Source organism: Levilactobacillus yonginensis, from assembly GCF_003946265.1.
Classification (GTDB): domain Bacteria; phylum Bacillota; class Bacilli; order Lactobacillales; family Lactobacillaceae; genus Levilactobacillus; species Levilactobacillus yonginensis.
In genome coordinates this window covers 1-14,472 of the sequence record NZ_RHNO01000022.1, presented here as the reverse complement: position 1 = coordinate 14,472, position 14,472 = coordinate 1, and the positions used below count along the sequence as shown (strand labels likewise).

Here is a 14,472-nt window from a genome sequence, read left to right as displayed (position 1 = left end):
GTTTTGTAAAACGGCTTTCTTTAATTCGTGATTAAGCATAATTCCAAATGTTCTAGAAGTCAATACTTTTTTGACAACGTTTTCATTTATTTCTCAAAAACTAGTCAGCTTGTTGGGCTGACGCGTTTTGAGACTGTTGAGCCTTCAGGCGCTTGCGCAATTCAGCCACAATTTCAGCATGCTTCGCTTCGGTCAAATCGACCTTGGCGTAGAAAATCAATGCAGCGATAATCAATAAAACGATTGGAATATAGAACATAAACATATTGAATTGGGAGACCCCAGCGGCCGTAATTTCGGACGGCTTGGTGCTCCCCGTCATCCCAGCAACAACGGCAACAATCCCAACGATTCCGTTAGAAGCCGCCCCGGCTAATTTATCGATCAATGGCCGGACAGATAACGTAACTGACTCGTTCCGGACACCGTTGACCAGCTGGCCGTATTCCACACTGTCGGTAATGGTCATCAAGGTGGCCAAGAAAATCAGTGGGTATGGGAAGAAGTAGAATGACACCGCTACCAAAACAAGGGGCAAACTTTGACCGGCAAATAAGAAGATAATGTAACCAATCAACATAAAGGCAATCCCGCCAATGTAGATGGCTTTCCGTTGAATCAATGCTTCCAGGGCTGGGAACAGGGAAACGGAAATAACCCCTAAGATACACGTGATGACCCCGACCCAGGTGTAAGCGGCCGCGTCCCCTAACCGGTACGTGAAGTAGTACATCAGTAGGGAGTTCGTGACCACGTAACTAAATGCAAACAGGAAGTAAGAGGCCGCAATCCAAAGCAACTGTTTATTCCGACCAATAGCCCGGAAGATATCAGAAACCGTGGTGTGCTTAACGTTAGACCGAATCAAGTTATGTTCTTCCTTGATGTTCAGGCAAGTAATCAGGGCACCGCCGACACATAGTAGAGCAACGATCACAACGTATCCCGTCCACCCGGCACGAGTCTGTTGGCCAAATGGTACCTTGGAGATCCAGTGCGAGAACAGCAGGATTGCTGGCGTAATAATGACGATAACGATTTGAGCGCCCAACGTTGACCCAATCCGCGAAGCAGTCCCAAATTTCGTCCGCGTCTTGTTGTCCAAGCTCACAGCTGGCAACATGGACCACAGCGCGATATCACTAAATGAATAGAAAACATCGATCATCAGGAATGTAATCGCTACCAATGCTAAGTAGAAGATTGGACTGTTCCAGGCTAAGCCAAAGTAATCGGAAAACAGGAAGACTAAGCCAATAGCGGCAACGACTGAACCAATCATGATCCATGGCCGGAACTTCCCCCAGCGGGTGTTGGTGTTATCCACAATCCCACCGATCATCGGGTCAAACATAATTTCACCGACCCGAATCACAACCACCATCATCGTGACGATTCCGACCATCTTCTCATCACCTGAGTTGGTGAAGAGCTGACTAGTCAGGAACATCATGAAATAAATACTTAACGTGTTATAGAACGCATCGTGTCCGAACGTCCCTAACGCGTAGGAAATATATTTTCTCACTAGACACACCTCGCAAATTTTTTTGACGAGCTATTATGTAAACCCGTTTTATAAAATCAATTCAGTTGCCATTATATCTGCAATCGGTTACATTGGCAATGGCATTTCGACTTAATTATCCATTTCACATTTAAGTAGGCGTGGTCTTCCAGTTTTATTTAGTGTCAGAACAGTATTTTCGTTGATAAAACTTTACTAAACTTTTTCAGATTGTGAAGCCGATTTCAATGTAGTGTGGCCGTCAACAACCTTGATTTAGCCCTGAGTTGCCAATAATCCTGCCAAAAGACCTGATTAAGTAAAACGAGTTATGATAACGGTTACATTATTTTATAAATTGACTTTCCATTTAGACCAGTTGTGATAAACTAGGGCTAATCACTTCTCAGAAAGGGGCCAACCATGAGCAGCAACATGCAGTCCATTCAACACTCAAATTATTCGGACATCTATCATCTGCTTTACGATAATGAAAAATTATCGAAACAAGATATTGCGGATCAACTCAGCCTGAGTTTGCCCACCGTTAGTGCTAATTTACAAAAGCTAACGAAGCAACAACTGATTGTGAAAAACGGCCAGTTAAAGTCCACCATTGGACGACGCGCAACGGCTTATTCGATCGACCCCAACGTGACGTTGAGTGTCGGCGTCGAAATCTTTCGGACCTACGCCACCATGGCCGTCTTAAATCTCAGAAATGAGGTTTTGACGATTCACACCATCAATCTCCCGTTCGCAAACGATGACCAATACGCTCAGTCATTAACGGAACAGATTCTCGCGTTGATCAAGGACCGGGGGTTCAGCCTCAATCAAATTTCCGGCGTTGGTATTGGGATTCAAGGATTGATTTCAAACGACGGCACGACCATCCTCTATGGGAAGATTCTGGACTGTACCGGCATGAAGTCCGATAACTTCGGCCAATACTTACCCTTCCCGGTAACCTTCTACCACGATGCCGATTGCGTTGCCCGCTCAGAGTACGCGCAACACCCCACGGACGGTATTTTCCTCTCCATTGGGGAACACATCGGGACCGCCATCATCATCAACGGTCACATTCTCAAGAGTCCTAGCGGCCGTAACGGAACCATGGAACATATCACGTTAAACGGCGTGAACGGCCCGGTTTGTTACTGTGGTCGCCGCGGTTGTATCGAAACTTACTGTTCACTGAGTTCTCTGCTACAGCCCAACGAAACGTTATCGAGCTTCTTCGCAGACCTGCATCACAATGATCCAACGGTCACCAAGCGATTCGAACAGTACCTGGACTACTTAGCTGAATCCATCTACAACCTCCACATGTTCGTCGACATCCCCCTAGTGATTGCCGGTGTCCTGACTAAGTACCTAAGCGAAAAGGATCTGACGGCTATCAAGCAACGCTTGCGGAAAATTTCCGTCTTCCCCGAAACCGAGGGTTACCTGCACCTCGGGAAAGTTGTCGACCACTCCGTCGCCATCGGTGCAGCCATTCCTGCCATTCGGGAACAACTACAAAGTTTGTAAAATCATCACCAATAAGGGCACCAGAGCTCAACCAACTTGGTTAAGCTCTGGTGCCCTATTTACAATAGCTATTTCTAAATAATGGTGGCTAGTTAGCCTGTGTTTCAACCCACTTCTTCAACAAGAAGATGTTGGCAACGACTTCTAGCACCAGCAGAATTACGATGGCACCGGCGGCCAGGTAAATTTGACTGGCCACATGAGCGCCAACAAAACCAGACGTGTACTTGGTGTATAACATGACCAACAGACTTATAATCCGTGTAACCAACCAGATGACCACGATATAGAGGATTACTAAGACAACCCGTTGCCGGCCGCGTGGCAGGAAGTTACTGATCACACTCGTCAGGAAGTGAATCAGGGTAATCGTCGTCCAAACTAGCAGCAAAATGCCTAAGGCAACGATCACCATTCCCAGGAAGAGCCATGGCCAATTAGCAGGCATCCCCGACAAAGCGGCGTGCCAACCAGAACCATCGAAGAACCCATTCAGGAAGGCGTGCATATCACTGTCGACATTCCCCATACCACCAATGAGCATCGTGATGACCAGAACCACCGCTTGAACCACACTGAAGTACAGTAATTCAACTAGTGATGACAGAACGTTTGCCCCGTAAAAGCCCCCATCCCCAATAGGAACTAACCGGTATGTGTCCTGCATGAAGGTCTGTTCATTCTTTCGTGAGAGCAGAATGAACGCCACCCACCAGGCAATGGAACCCCAACTGATGAAGCTATAGAATAGCGTCATGCTACTAAAATGACCCGTTACTAACGTCCAGAGTGAACTCACAACGACGGCCAACAATTCAACCAAGAAAATTTGGTTGATCAAACTAAATTTATTTCTGTTTAACGCGCGAAACATCGTCCCAAAACTAGTCATGCTGAACGCCCCCCTCATATAAGCTCTCGTAGTACGCTTCAATCCCTACGCCAAACTCTTCCCGCACGCTATCCGCTGGTCTGTGGGTGTAAATGGTTTGGTCCTTAACAATGACGATTTCGTCTAAAATCGGTGCAATTTCCGAAACGTAATGATCACTGATTACCATCGTCGCGTTTTCCGGTTTCCATTTGATAATACTGCTGATAATCTTCTTGCGACTCATACTGTCGATACCACTGAACGGTTCATCCAGCAAGTATAGGTTTGTCCGACGGGCCAGCGTCAACGCGATGATGACCTTTTCCTTCATCCCCTTGGACAACGACGACAGCTTTAAGCTCGTGTCAATCTGTAAGAAGGTGCACAGTTCTGTGAACTGTTTGGGATCAAAATCTGCATATACGCGTTGATAAAACGCAATGACTTCATCCAACTTGGTGCTATTAGAAAATCCATGAAGTTGCTCCGAAAAACTAATATGACTCTTCCGGTTGGCGATGACCGTATCTCCACTCACAGCGACCGTCCCTTTCCCCTTGGCACTCCCGGTGATCAAACGCATTAAAGTCGTCTTCCCCGCACCGTTTTCCCCTAACAAACCGATGATTTTCCCCGTTTCCAGCGTCAAATCAACGTCGTGCAAAATTGTCTTTAAGTTCCGCTTGTAACTGACCTGGTTCATTGCTAAAACGTTAGTCATGTTGCTGCCCCCTCTGCTCAATATATTGCTTCAAACTGGTGATAATTTCGTCATCCGATAGGTTCAAAGCATGTAATTGTTGGTAAACTCGTTCAAGTTGTTCCACGACTAATTGCTCCTTTAATTGTGCGATTCGTGTGGTATCCGTTGTCACAAAATTTCCCTTCCCCCGTTGCGATTCAATGGTGCCTTCTTGGATCATTTCCCCGAGCGCACGTTGAACCGTATTGACGTTGACCGTCAGATCGACAGCTAGTTGGCGTACAGCCGGTAACTTGGCGCCGGCCGCTAACTGACCAGTCATCATTTCATGATAAATATGGTTTTTGATTTGATAGTAAATTGGCACTTTATCATCAAATTGCATTTTGTTTCGCCTCCCTAGTGTTCTATTCTACTATTACACTATAACATCGAAACTTTTAAATAACAAGAGGGATGCTCGAAAAAATATTAGCTGATTCAGTTCCGTATTTATTGCTGAATGAATCACACTCCGGTGGCCAGGGATTCCGCCTGCTGTGGGGACGCTTCAGCCAAAAAGCGGGCTTCTCGCTCGATTTGAAGCCAGGACAACCCACCTGTCTCCAAAGTCGCCCGTGCTGTAAGCCGGCAAAAAAATCGCCAGCTAACACCACTTTCACGGCTGGCTACACTCCTGGCCACCTCCGGTTTTGATAACGTTATAGAAGGATTGCCTCAAAACTTTACGCGAGTTTTTTTCGAGCTAACTGATGACAGCATGTTTCACTGTATAAGCCGAGAGGTCGCCAGATATGGGGTCAGACACGTCCGCACCTTCCAGTCCATATCTGGGCGGAAGACCTACTAGACTGTCTAATTTGTACGTTAATGTCCTTGCTGCAACAGCTAAAACTAATTTTGAACCACTTCCCACCTTCCTTGAGATAATCAAAATGGCCGCCTTCATCAGGAAGACGACCACTTTCGTAATTAGTTATTCAATACAAATTTATTGATGGCATCGGCCACCCCGCACTCATAATCATGCGGCGTCACGTAAGTTGCCACCTCTTTGACCGCTGGGATTCCATTCTGGACGGAGACCGGCAACCCAACTTTGCGTAGCATTGGTAAGTCGTTGTCGTTATCCCCGATGGCCATGATCTCATCAGCTGAAACACCGAGTTGCTCACCCAGTTCTAGGATGGCATTGCCCTTATCCACTCCACCATGGTTCACTTCGATGTAAATTCCTGAGGAATAAGCCGTATTGATATCCGCAAATTCCGCTTGAATCCGATCATTAGCTGCTCGACGTACGGTCATATCAGGATTCATGGCAATCACCTTCATCACGTGATCATCCTTAAATTGGCTGAAATTCCCGTCAAATTCGGTGAAGGCCACCCCACGCGTTTGTAAATAAGCCTCGTCATCTTCCCGTGGTCGGTAAATGTAAAGGTGGTCCAGCGTATACACGTGAACGTCCACATCGAACTCCGTGAAGAGTTCAAAGACCCGCTTGGCCTCCGCGTAAGGCATCTCATTGCTTAGAACGACCCGATTACCTTGGTTCTCAATCACAGCCCCACCATTGAAGGAAATCACATACTCACCGGCCTGCTGAGCCAATCCAAGCTGTTTCAACAACGGCTGGACAGTTAGGAAGTTACGGCCGGTGTTCGGCACAAATTTCACCCCGCGGGCCGTAGCCTGGGCAATCGCGTCAATATTTTGTTGCGAAATACTGCCGTCCTTACGTAAGAGCGTCTCATCTAAATCGCTGGTAATAATCTTATACACGTCGTTAGCCTCCATGAACCGAGATTTAAGTTCCATTTTACCGGTCCGGACCAGTCGATTGCAACCATTGTCAAATTTATAATGTCGCCAAATCCCAGCCCCACGTACCCTGGCCGTTAGAATAAAAATTGCGCTGGGGTGCGTCATGATTAACGTGTATAATTAAAAACATTAATTGCTTGTTGCCCAAAAACTCTAAAGAAACGAGATCGTTATCCGATGAAACGCGAAGCTACCAAACAACTAAAATATCTTCTGCAGCACCGGGCTTTGGTTGCCGGACTGGTCATCGTCATTCTCATGTTTGCGGGAATCATGGTCGTTCAAGCCCATCCCGACCAACCGGGAACCGCCACCGAACAGGACGATGCGGCTAAACCCGTGACCACTCAACAGATTACGCAACATCAGCGCCAGTTAAAGGCCGACTTACATACATATTTAAAGAAAGTCACGGCTGACGGGACCACCAGTGTGAGTTTCTACAACTTAGGCGCCGTTCCCGGCAGTGCAGCTGATAAGGCGACCCTGACTGATAAATTCTACGCCCAAGGCGACCTAGCCACGTCAGCCAACGCCCACACTCCCGTGGTAGCCGCTAGTACCTACAAACTCTTCATCGCCGCCTACGTCTTCCAGCAGAACCACCTAGGGACCTTTGCCTGGACCCCGACCAATCAGGACGGCTTCCATCGCATGATCGTCAATAGCGCCAACGACTTTGCCGATGACTTACTGGATGAACGCGGCCTACAGGGAATCAATGCTCTGTTGACCCAAGAGGGATATTACTCTCCCGCCTTCATCGAAGGTCAAAGTGCTGAAACGACTGCCACGAGCCTCATGATGGTGCTCCGCGACCTAGCGACCCAGTCCGGTCCCTTCAAACACGCAAAAGATCAACAGAAACTGCTCTCGTTAATGAAAACGCAAGTCTACCGCGATGGTATTCCGGCGGGGGCTACCGCCGCTACTAAAGGCGCCACGGTGGCCGACAAGGTAGGGTTCATGGCTGACACCAACAATGACGCTGGTATCGTGACCCTTCCCAACGGCGAACGCTATATTCTCGTAATTATGACCCACGGCCACCAGCAGTCTGGTTTCAGCGGGTTCCCCCGGATGGCCAAAATCACCACCCATATTCAGAAGATGGTCTACGCTCCCAGCGTTGTTAAGGGGATAAAGAACTAAACTTGCCGCTTCCGGTTGGTAGGACGGACGCTGGCTGTGGGGACCGGCGCAAGCCATAGAACGTCTTGCACCTCGACTTGAAGCCCCGCTGAAAACCTTGCGGGTCTCCAAGTTCGTCCCGTATGAGTGGTTCGGTACCCCACCGAACCACTCATACCGACACGGCCAGCACCCATCCTGCCAACCTCCAGCTACATTGATTCTTTATGGCTACATTGAATGCGTCTAACTTATTGAACACTAAATATATTTGCTGAACTCAACGCTGCTAACTCAATGGTTAGTGGCGTTTTTATTTTAGTAGGCCACTTGCTGACATCCCTCAAATAGACCGTCAGTACGTTGATTACTGACAATACTGTGCTCGACAAGTCCTACCAGATGACATCACAAACAATTGTTGCAGTCATTCACAACCGTAGCCGGAGGCAGTCAGGGATGCGGGTGGCCGTGTCGACGGTGTTAGTCAGCGTTTTTGAGCTGACTTACAGCGTGGGACGAGCTGGGAGACTCGGTGGGCTGGCCGCGGCTTCCAGTCGAGCCGGAGGACCGCCCCTCAGGCCGCAGGCGTTCCCCATCGCCACTTGCATCCCTGACTGCCGGAGGCGGCCGCACTAAACCAATTTACAACAAAAAAGCACCACCAAACCATAGGGTTCAGTAGTGTTTCCTGTTAATGCAAGTCAGTGCTGGTCCGCAATCTCTCTGTAAATTAGACCAAGTTCAGACTCCCGACCGCTTTAACCTTAACCTGGGCGGAATTCCCTGGCAGGTAGGCCAACGGTGTCACATCAATATCGATGACCTCGGCTGACTGGGCGATGGCTCCCGCCTCAACGGCGTTGCCCACGGCTTCAGCCTTGGCATCCTCTAAGACTTCTTCTTTACTCTTCTGTTCAAAACTGTAAATCCGGTTGACCTCACCACTGACCTGGCCTAAGGCAGCACCCACTGCATTCGCAGCATCATAGTGATCGGGCAAGTAGACTTGACTGATCCCCTTGATATCGGCATCAATCAGGAAGCTCCCCCCACCGGTCAGAACCAGGGGAACGTCGCCCTTCTTGGTCTTCATTTGGTCCAACGATTCTGTAATCGTCGCATTGATCTGGCTGATGACTTTTTGCGCCCAAGCCTCGTCAATATCAGCTAACTGATCCTGACTGTCTGGGAAACTCCGACCTAATTTGGCCGCATCATCCGTGGCCGTTTCAACGTCACCGCCGAAAACCTTCGCTTTATCAACAATTTCGTAGCCCACACTGTCTGGCCCAACGGTAAAGCCGTCACCTTCATGGTGAATGATGGTCCCGCCACCAATCCCAATCGACATGATATCAGGCATTCTAAAGTTCGTTTCCACACCACCAACCGTGGCGGAAATAGCTGACTGCCGCGGGAAACTGTTAACCAGCACGCCAATGTCGCTAGTGGTCCCGCCAACGTCCAAGACTAAGGCATCCTTGACGCCGGACAGGTGATAGGCTCCCCGGATACTGTTGGTTGGCCCACACCCAATGGTGAAGATTGGGTATTTCTGTGTAAACGCCCCACCACGAAGCGTCCCGTCGTTTTGGCTAAAGTAAGTGTTCGCTGAAATACCCAATGACTGCAGCGCGTTGTCAAACCCACTGACGATGGATTCGCCAATCGTGGTCAAAGCAGCGTTCAGGATTGAGGCGTTCTCACGTTCCAACATGCCAACCCCACCAATTTGGCTGGACAGGGTAATGGCCACGTCATTCCCTAGGTCTTCACGGACCCACTCTGCGACCTGGGTTTCTTGGCTGTCATTGACCGGCGCAAACGTTCCGGCAATGGCCACCGTCTTCACGTCGGCCTTAATTTTGGCACAGAAGGCGTCCACTTCACTGCGGTCCAAGTCGGCAATCAACCGACCGTCAAACTCGTACCCGCCAGAAATAATGACATTATCCAGATTGACAGCGGCTTTTAAATCAGCCGGCCATTCCATGTAGGGTGGCACCCCCACTGAAGCGGGCTTGGCGATTCGGATGTAAGCCACCTTGTCGAGGTCTTTGCGTTCCACGATAGCGTTGGTCGACTTGGTCGTTCCCAACATGGCATGCGTAATGGCCCCCTTATCGACGTGACTTTCCTTTAAGACCTTGGAGATGGCATTGAAGATACCGCCCTCCACGTCCAGGGTGGTCGCAGATTTCACGGTGTAGATCACTTTTAAATTTTCATCTAAGATGGCTGCGTCGGTGTTAGTCCCACCGACGTCAACGCCTAAGCGGTAGTTCATGCTTTGACCCCCTTCACAAGTTGTTCTACTGGGACGTAGTCGAAATCGTACCCAAAGTAACGGGGACCGGCAGTTTGAATGCCAATCGGTGTCCGCCACTGCGGGTCACAAGGGAATGACACGACTTTGACCCGCGCACCATAGCGCAAGCGTTCAGAGGTCACTGGTCGAGCAGACTCGAGATCCAGCGCCACGATTAAATCGGGCACGGTGGCCAGGAAGTTATCGCCCTCCTTGACGGCTAAGTTTTCATTTTGAAATTCCAACGTGTAGGTCTTGCCAGCAGATTGGTTTAACCCTTCGATTGTGACGCGACCAAAGTTGAATCCTTTTTTCGTTTCACGTGACATGTCCACGATTTTGCCATCAAAGAGGTCAAATCCATGTAACTTCGTCAGAACGTTTTGGAAGATATCATTTTCAAATTTATCGGGATTCAGAATCATTTCACCCACATCACGGGCCAAGCTCAACGTGTTGTTCACGACGGAACCCTTGACGTCCTTCCCTGGTAGGAAGTAATCGGAGACTGAGGCAGAGCCGCCCATTTGAACGGTCAACGCCCGGGACAGGTATTCGCCCCATAGCGCGTTGATGGGCTTTAACGTCGCCACGTTCCCCTTCTCATCACCGACAGCCACGTTTTCAGGTTCGTAGCCGTGTAAATGGAACGTTTCCATCTGAGCTTCGGGAAAGGCCCGACCAATGGCATCGGCATCCAAGATAGGAATCCCCTTCTTAGCTGCGGCTCCCACGGGATACAGGGAGTTGATGCCCCCCACTTCAATGGGAATGATGACATCAGCCTTGCGACCATTGATGCGTTCCAACTCTTCCATCGGATTGGTCAGTTCGATCTCTGAGGGGAGTTTTTCCAGGGAGACGGTGGGCGCACCCATACCAGAGACCGGCACCACGTAGGCGTCATCTGGCAGTTCGTCGATCGACATCAACTGAACGGGGCCATATTTTTCAATAAAATGCTTGGCCAATAATCGACCAACCTTAGGGTCACCGCCCCCGCCTGAACCCAGGACGGATGCCCCCATAGAAATGTAATCAATGTCTTGTTCCGTTAATAACTTCATTTGTAACCTCCGTTGGTTGAACGTCCTTGGCCGACACTTCTGCGGTAACTAATTTGCCACCGATAAATTGCACGATAAACCCAACTAAGATCCCATCCAAAGGTGGAATGGACGTCAGGGAAATCAAACCTAACCCGGTTGGTGCAGCAGTCGTGAGGAAGGTCACGCCCGCACCGAGAATCCAAGAAATAATTGACCGCCAAACCACACTTTGTGGTGAAACGTTCAGCTGTAGCCGTTTGAACTCGTGCTTGACCAGGTAAAATTCGGCCACGTAGATACCAGGAACCGCCGCAATCACAATTCCTAAGATGTTCAGGAAGGAAACGAAGTAGTTGTAAATACCGAAAACACCCATGGCCGTCGCAATCGTCCCCAAGATCAGGGTCAACTTCTTAAAGCCAATCTTGTTGAAGATGACGTTAAAACCTAATGTAGCGGAGTACAGGTTACTGGTGTTGGTGACCCATTGCGTTAATGACAGGATAATGATCCCGGGAACCCCCATGCCGATCATGATCAACATCTTCATCATATCGGTACTACCGAGTGACTTGCTCATTAAGATGGAAACAATAATCATGAAGGAGTTCCCCACAAACATCCCAAGGAACGTCCCAATGATGGAATCCTTTTGACTCTTGGCCCACCGAGAAATATCGGGTTGGGTTGCGGCCCCAACAATGAAGGAAGAAATCACTAAGGCAATGGCGGAACCCATTGGGAGTGACGCCTTGATTTGAGTTGCAGGGAGGCCATGTGTGTTCAGCGCAATGAACAACGCAATTAACATGAGAACTAACAGGAAGGGAACGGAAAATTCACTTAATCTGGAGAAGGCCCGGTAGCCGTACAGGGCAGTGCCCACCATGGCGATACCGGCAATAATAGCAAACACCCAAACGGGCCAGTTGAGCCCAAAAGCACTGGTGAAGGCGGTCTTAGCATTGGTTGCGAAGAAACCAACTTGAACCCCGAACCAGCCTAATAGGGAACACCCAATAATGGCGGAATAAACTAAGGCACCCTTCTTACCAAAGACGTACCGGGTAATCATGGACGTGGACAGGTTGGTCGCCGCACCCACGGAAGCCGTAATCGTACAGATAGCGGCCAAGAGTAAGGACCCAACCAACACCGCTGTAATCGCGGAATGTAACGGTAATCCCTTAGCGAGTTGGACACCCAGAATCACCGCGGCTAGGTCCACCCCAATGGCGACCCAAATTGAGAATAATGATAACCATGATTTTTGTTGTGACTTAGGCACCTGTTGTAACGAGAAATCTGATGAGAAGCTCTTTTCTTTTTTCTCCATGCACAAAACCTCCAGATATGATATGAACTAATAATCCTACAAAATAATCAAACCCATTCAATCCTTCCAAATTAGTCTGCCGTGAATCGACGGCTCTCATGAATTCTAAACGTTAAATTAGAATTCGCTGAGAATTTATGTTAGTAATAATACCGCGGTGGTTAAAAAGCGTCAAGCGTTAGTAATGTATAATACGTCAATTAAGCGATTACATCATGTATATTTATTTGCTTTTAGTAAATTTTCTGAACAATCTAGCAAAAACCCAAGGAACTGGTTGCCCAATCTAACGGGAACTTTTATTAATAAATCATGAGATTGTATAAAACTTTTTTAATTTTATTTAGGTTAATGGATTTACCTAAACAAAAAAAACTAAAGAAGGGGTCCGGAACAAAAGCTCCAGACCCCGTCTTTAGTTATTTACAGATTGCAGTGGCTACTTGACCTTGTAGGATTGATACTTCCCTGTAGCGGTCACCTTAGTGGTCTCCACGTGGTGCTTGCCCTTCTTGGTCGTCCACGCTTGTTTCAGGGTGATATCCCCCTGCTTGCTCAGCGTCAACGTATAAACTTCCTTCTCATGATCCCGGTAAACGTAGGTCTTCCCAAAGCGGTACGTATGCTCGGTTTGCTGCTCGTTGGGCGAACTATACATGACATCATAGACCGGCTTCTTAAAGTTATCCCGCTGGATACTCGTGTTCGCAGCATTCTTGTGATCCTGGACAAAAACAACCAAACGATGATCGGCGGTCCGATCAATGTATGTACTGGCCCCGCCCTTGTGTTCATAATCTTTGTCACTATCAATTTGGTAATCATAGTAGACTCGGGTCGTCTTAGCTTTGAATTTTCCGGTAGCGGTCGCGGAATGGTACCGCAAAACCCAACCACCGCCACCCTTCAGTAGGTCCTTGGCTTTAGTCGTATAGTGCTGACCAATTCGACCATGCAGCGTCTTGACGCTATAATTTGTCATTCGCTTGGGCTGTTTATTCGATTCATTGTACCGGTAATAAACGACGACTTTCCCTTGTTTACTGGCGGCTTGTCCTTGGACCACCATGCCCAAACCAACGATGGCCGTTAGCCCGATAACCCCTAACCATTTTTTCGTCAAACGCATTCCTTCACCCCATAAATCACTTATTTAGTTAAAGCTTACCACTAAAAAAGATTAGTAGGGATTAATTTTAGGCTAAGGTGTAGCGAGCTCAGTGCAGTAACCTGGGCGATATTACTTTTCATAGATGGCGCGCAAACTCTTCAGGTCGGCCGCGGATAACTGGTAAATCCCCTGATCGATCGGATACATCACGGAAGCCTTCTCCGTGCTATGATCCAGTCCCAACGCATGGCCTAGCTCGTGCACGGCCACGGACCTTTTGAAGGACTGAGGATAAGTCGCATTTAACTTGGCCGTCGCCGTGTTGGTCGTTTGGATGCCCCGCCAATTGATTCGCTGGGTAATTTCAGGGCCACCGTGACCGTACTCCACAGTAGCTTGCCCCTTGGCTTCTCGCTTGTGGTACACACCCAATGTAATCTGATTGGCCTTGGTCGTCGCGTCACCCAGTTTTAAGGTCACTAGGTTCGTCCGATTGTAGAGGAGAATGGCTTCATTAAAGACGCGTTGAGCGGCCGCCGGAGTACCTTTCTCAAAGTGGTAAACGTAGGTCTTATCCAGCAAGAGCCCCTGCATGGCCACCTCAACGGGCGTGTCATTGGCCCCAGTCTTAGCCGTCGCATCCTTGGTATTTCGCAGAATATACCCACTCGACTTATAGTTGCCGCTTTTCGGACTGGATCCTTTCTGTGCCAGCAAATTTGTTGCCGCCGAATGATAGAATGTCACCTGCGTCACGAGAGATTGCCAATTGCTCACCACAAATAGCCCCATCCCCAGACATAGAACCAGTAACAGTCGCCTGATGACCTTCACATGAAGTCCTTCCCTTCCTAATACCCAGCCGCGTGTTTTCACTAAGTGCTTTGAGTTTAGGCTATCTAGTTACGGGCGGCAACTACTTTGACTTGATAGTTTCGCGGGGGAACCTTCCACTTAGAGCATCCGTCCTGGTCTTACCAACAAAACCCAACATTTGCTGACTATCAAAACATACTAAGATTAGCTCTGTAAAACCGATTTAGGTTTTGCAGAGCTTTTTGAATTACAGTAGGTATATGGAGCT

Annotated in this window: 12 protein-coding genes; 2 read left to right on the top strand and 10 right to left on the bottom strand. The window is 48.5% G+C overall.

What is annotated here, in order from left to right:
- Nucleotides 1–100 precede the first annotated feature (100 nt).
- Nucleotides 101–1,528, bottom strand: a complete 1,428-nt coding sequence (locus EKM87_RS10110) for a glycoside-pentoside-hexuronide (GPH):cation symporter (RefSeq protein WP_125684391.1) — start codon at nt 1,526–1,528, stop codon at nt 101–103.
- 402 nt (nt 1,529–1,930) lie between these two features.
- On the opposite strand from EKM87_RS10110, the gene EKM87_RS10105 reads away from it, so the two are divergent.
- Nucleotides 1,931–3,046, top strand: a complete 1,116-nt coding sequence (locus EKM87_RS10105; protein WP_125684389.1) for an ROK family transcriptional regulator — start codon at nt 1,931–1,933, stop codon at nt 3,044–3,046.
- Nucleotides 3,047–3,134: 88 nt separating this feature from the next.
- On the opposite strand, the gene EKM87_RS10100 is transcribed toward EKM87_RS10105, so the two are convergent.
- The 4 genes from EKM87_RS10100 to EKM87_RS10085 form a co-directional block, all read right to left on the bottom strand.
- A complete protein-coding gene (locus tag EKM87_RS10100; protein WP_125684387.1) occupies nt 3,135–3,938 on the bottom strand; it encodes a hypothetical protein in 804 nt (267 codons plus the stop codon).
- Nucleotides 3,931–4,641 (bottom strand): ATP-binding cassette domain-containing protein, encoded by a 711-nt coding sequence (locus tag EKM87_RS10095; protein WP_125684385.1) that lies wholly within the window; start codon nt 4,639–4,641, stop codon nt 3,931–3,933. Before EKM87_RS10095 ends, EKM87_RS10100 begins: the two co-directional genes overlap by 8 nt.
- On the bottom strand, nt 4,634–5,008 hold the full coding sequence (locus EKM87_RS10090) for a GntR family transcriptional regulator (protein WP_125684383.1): 375 nt from the start codon (nt 5,006–5,008) through the stop codon (nt 4,634–4,636). Before EKM87_RS10090 ends, EKM87_RS10095 begins: the two co-directional genes overlap by 8 nt.
- A gap of 587 nt (nt 5,009–5,595) precedes the next feature.
- Entirely contained in the window at nt 5,596–6,444 is an 849-nt protein-coding gene (locus EKM87_RS10085) for a Cof-type HAD-IIB family hydrolase (protein WP_225428435.1), read from the bottom strand.
- 183 nt (nt 6,445–6,627) lie between these two features.
- Here EKM87_RS10085 and EKM87_RS10080 point away from each other — a divergent pair, with 183 nt between their 5' ends.
- On the top strand, nt 6,628–7,602 hold the full coding sequence (locus EKM87_RS10080) for a serine hydrolase (protein ID WP_125684381.1): 975 nt from the start codon (nt 6,628–6,630) through the stop codon (nt 7,600–7,602).
- Between the two features lie 712 nt (nt 7,603–8,314).
- Here EKM87_RS10080 and EKM87_RS10075 read toward each other — a convergent pair.
- The 5 genes from EKM87_RS10075 to EKM87_RS10055 all read right to left on the bottom strand — a co-directional run bounded on the left by EKM87_RS10075 (nt 8,315) and on the right by EKM87_RS10055 (nt 14,222).
- Nucleotides 8,315–9,871 carry a hydantoinase/oxoprolinase family protein gene (locus EKM87_RS10075; RefSeq protein ID WP_125684379.1) on the bottom strand — a complete coding sequence of 519 codons (1,557 nt, stop codon included), beginning with the start codon at nt 9,869–9,871 and terminating at the stop codon, nt 8,315–8,317.
- Nucleotides 9,868–10,959, bottom strand: a complete 1,092-nt coding sequence (locus EKM87_RS10070; RefSeq protein ID WP_125684377.1) for a DUF917 domain-containing protein — start codon at nt 10,957–10,959, stop codon at nt 9,868–9,870. Before EKM87_RS10070 ends, EKM87_RS10075 begins: the two co-directional genes overlap by 4 nt.
- Nucleotides 10,931–12,277 (bottom strand): cytosine permease, encoded by a 1,347-nt coding sequence (locus EKM87_RS10065; RefSeq protein ID WP_125684375.1) that lies wholly within the window; start codon nt 12,275–12,277, stop codon nt 10,931–10,933. Before EKM87_RS10065 ends, EKM87_RS10070 begins: the two co-directional genes overlap by 29 nt.
- A 439-nt stretch (nt 12,278–12,716) precedes the next feature.
- Nucleotides 12,717–13,406 (bottom strand): MucBP domain-containing protein, encoded by a 690-nt coding sequence (locus EKM87_RS10060; RefSeq protein WP_125684373.1) that lies wholly within the window; start codon nt 13,404–13,406, stop codon nt 12,717–12,719.
- 111 nt (nt 13,407–13,517) lie between these two features.
- On the bottom strand, nt 13,518–14,222 hold the full coding sequence (locus EKM87_RS10055) for a matrixin family metalloprotease (protein WP_125684371.1): 705 nt from the start codon (nt 14,220–14,222) through the stop codon (nt 13,518–13,520).
- Nucleotides 14,223–14,472: the final 250 nt, after the last annotated feature.

Bases quoted from the DNA above. Each gene is read 5' to 3' on its own strand.
- EKM87_RS10105 (WP_125684389.1), top strand. From the start codon at position 1,931: ATGAGCAGCAACATGCAGTCCATTCAACACTCAAATTATTCGGACATC.
- EKM87_RS10100 (WP_125684387.1), bottom strand. From the start codon at position 3,938: ATGACTAGTTTTGGGACGATGTTTCGCGCGTTAAACAGAAATAAATTT.
- EKM87_RS10095 (WP_125684385.1), bottom strand. From the start codon at position 4,641: ATGACTAACGTTTTAGCAATGAACCAGGTCAGTTACAAGCGGAACTTA.
- EKM87_RS10090 (WP_125684383.1), bottom strand. From the start codon at position 5,008: ATGCAATTTGATGATAAAGTGCCAATTTACTATCAAATCAAAAACCAT.
- EKM87_RS10085 (WP_225428435.1), bottom strand. From the start codon at position 6,444: ATGGAACTTAAATCTCGGTTCATGGAGGCTAACGACGTGTATAAGATT.
- EKM87_RS10080 (WP_125684381.1), top strand. From the start codon at position 6,628: ATGAAACGCGAAGCTACCAAACAACTAAAATATCTTCTGCAGCACCGG.
- EKM87_RS10075 (WP_125684379.1), bottom strand. From the start codon at position 9,871: ATGAACTACCGCTTAGGCGTTGACGTCGGTGGGACTAACACCGACGCA.
- EKM87_RS10070 (WP_125684377.1), bottom strand. From the start codon at position 10,959: ATGAAGTTATTAACGGAACAAGACATTGATTACATTTCTATGGGGGCA.
- EKM87_RS10065 (WP_125684375.1), bottom strand. From the start codon at position 12,277: ATGGAGAAAAAAGAAAAGAGCTTCTCATCAGATTTCTCGTTACAACAG.
- EKM87_RS10060 (WP_125684373.1), bottom strand. From the start codon at position 13,406: ATGCGTTTGACGAAAAAATGGTTAGGGGTTATCGGGCTAACGGCCATC.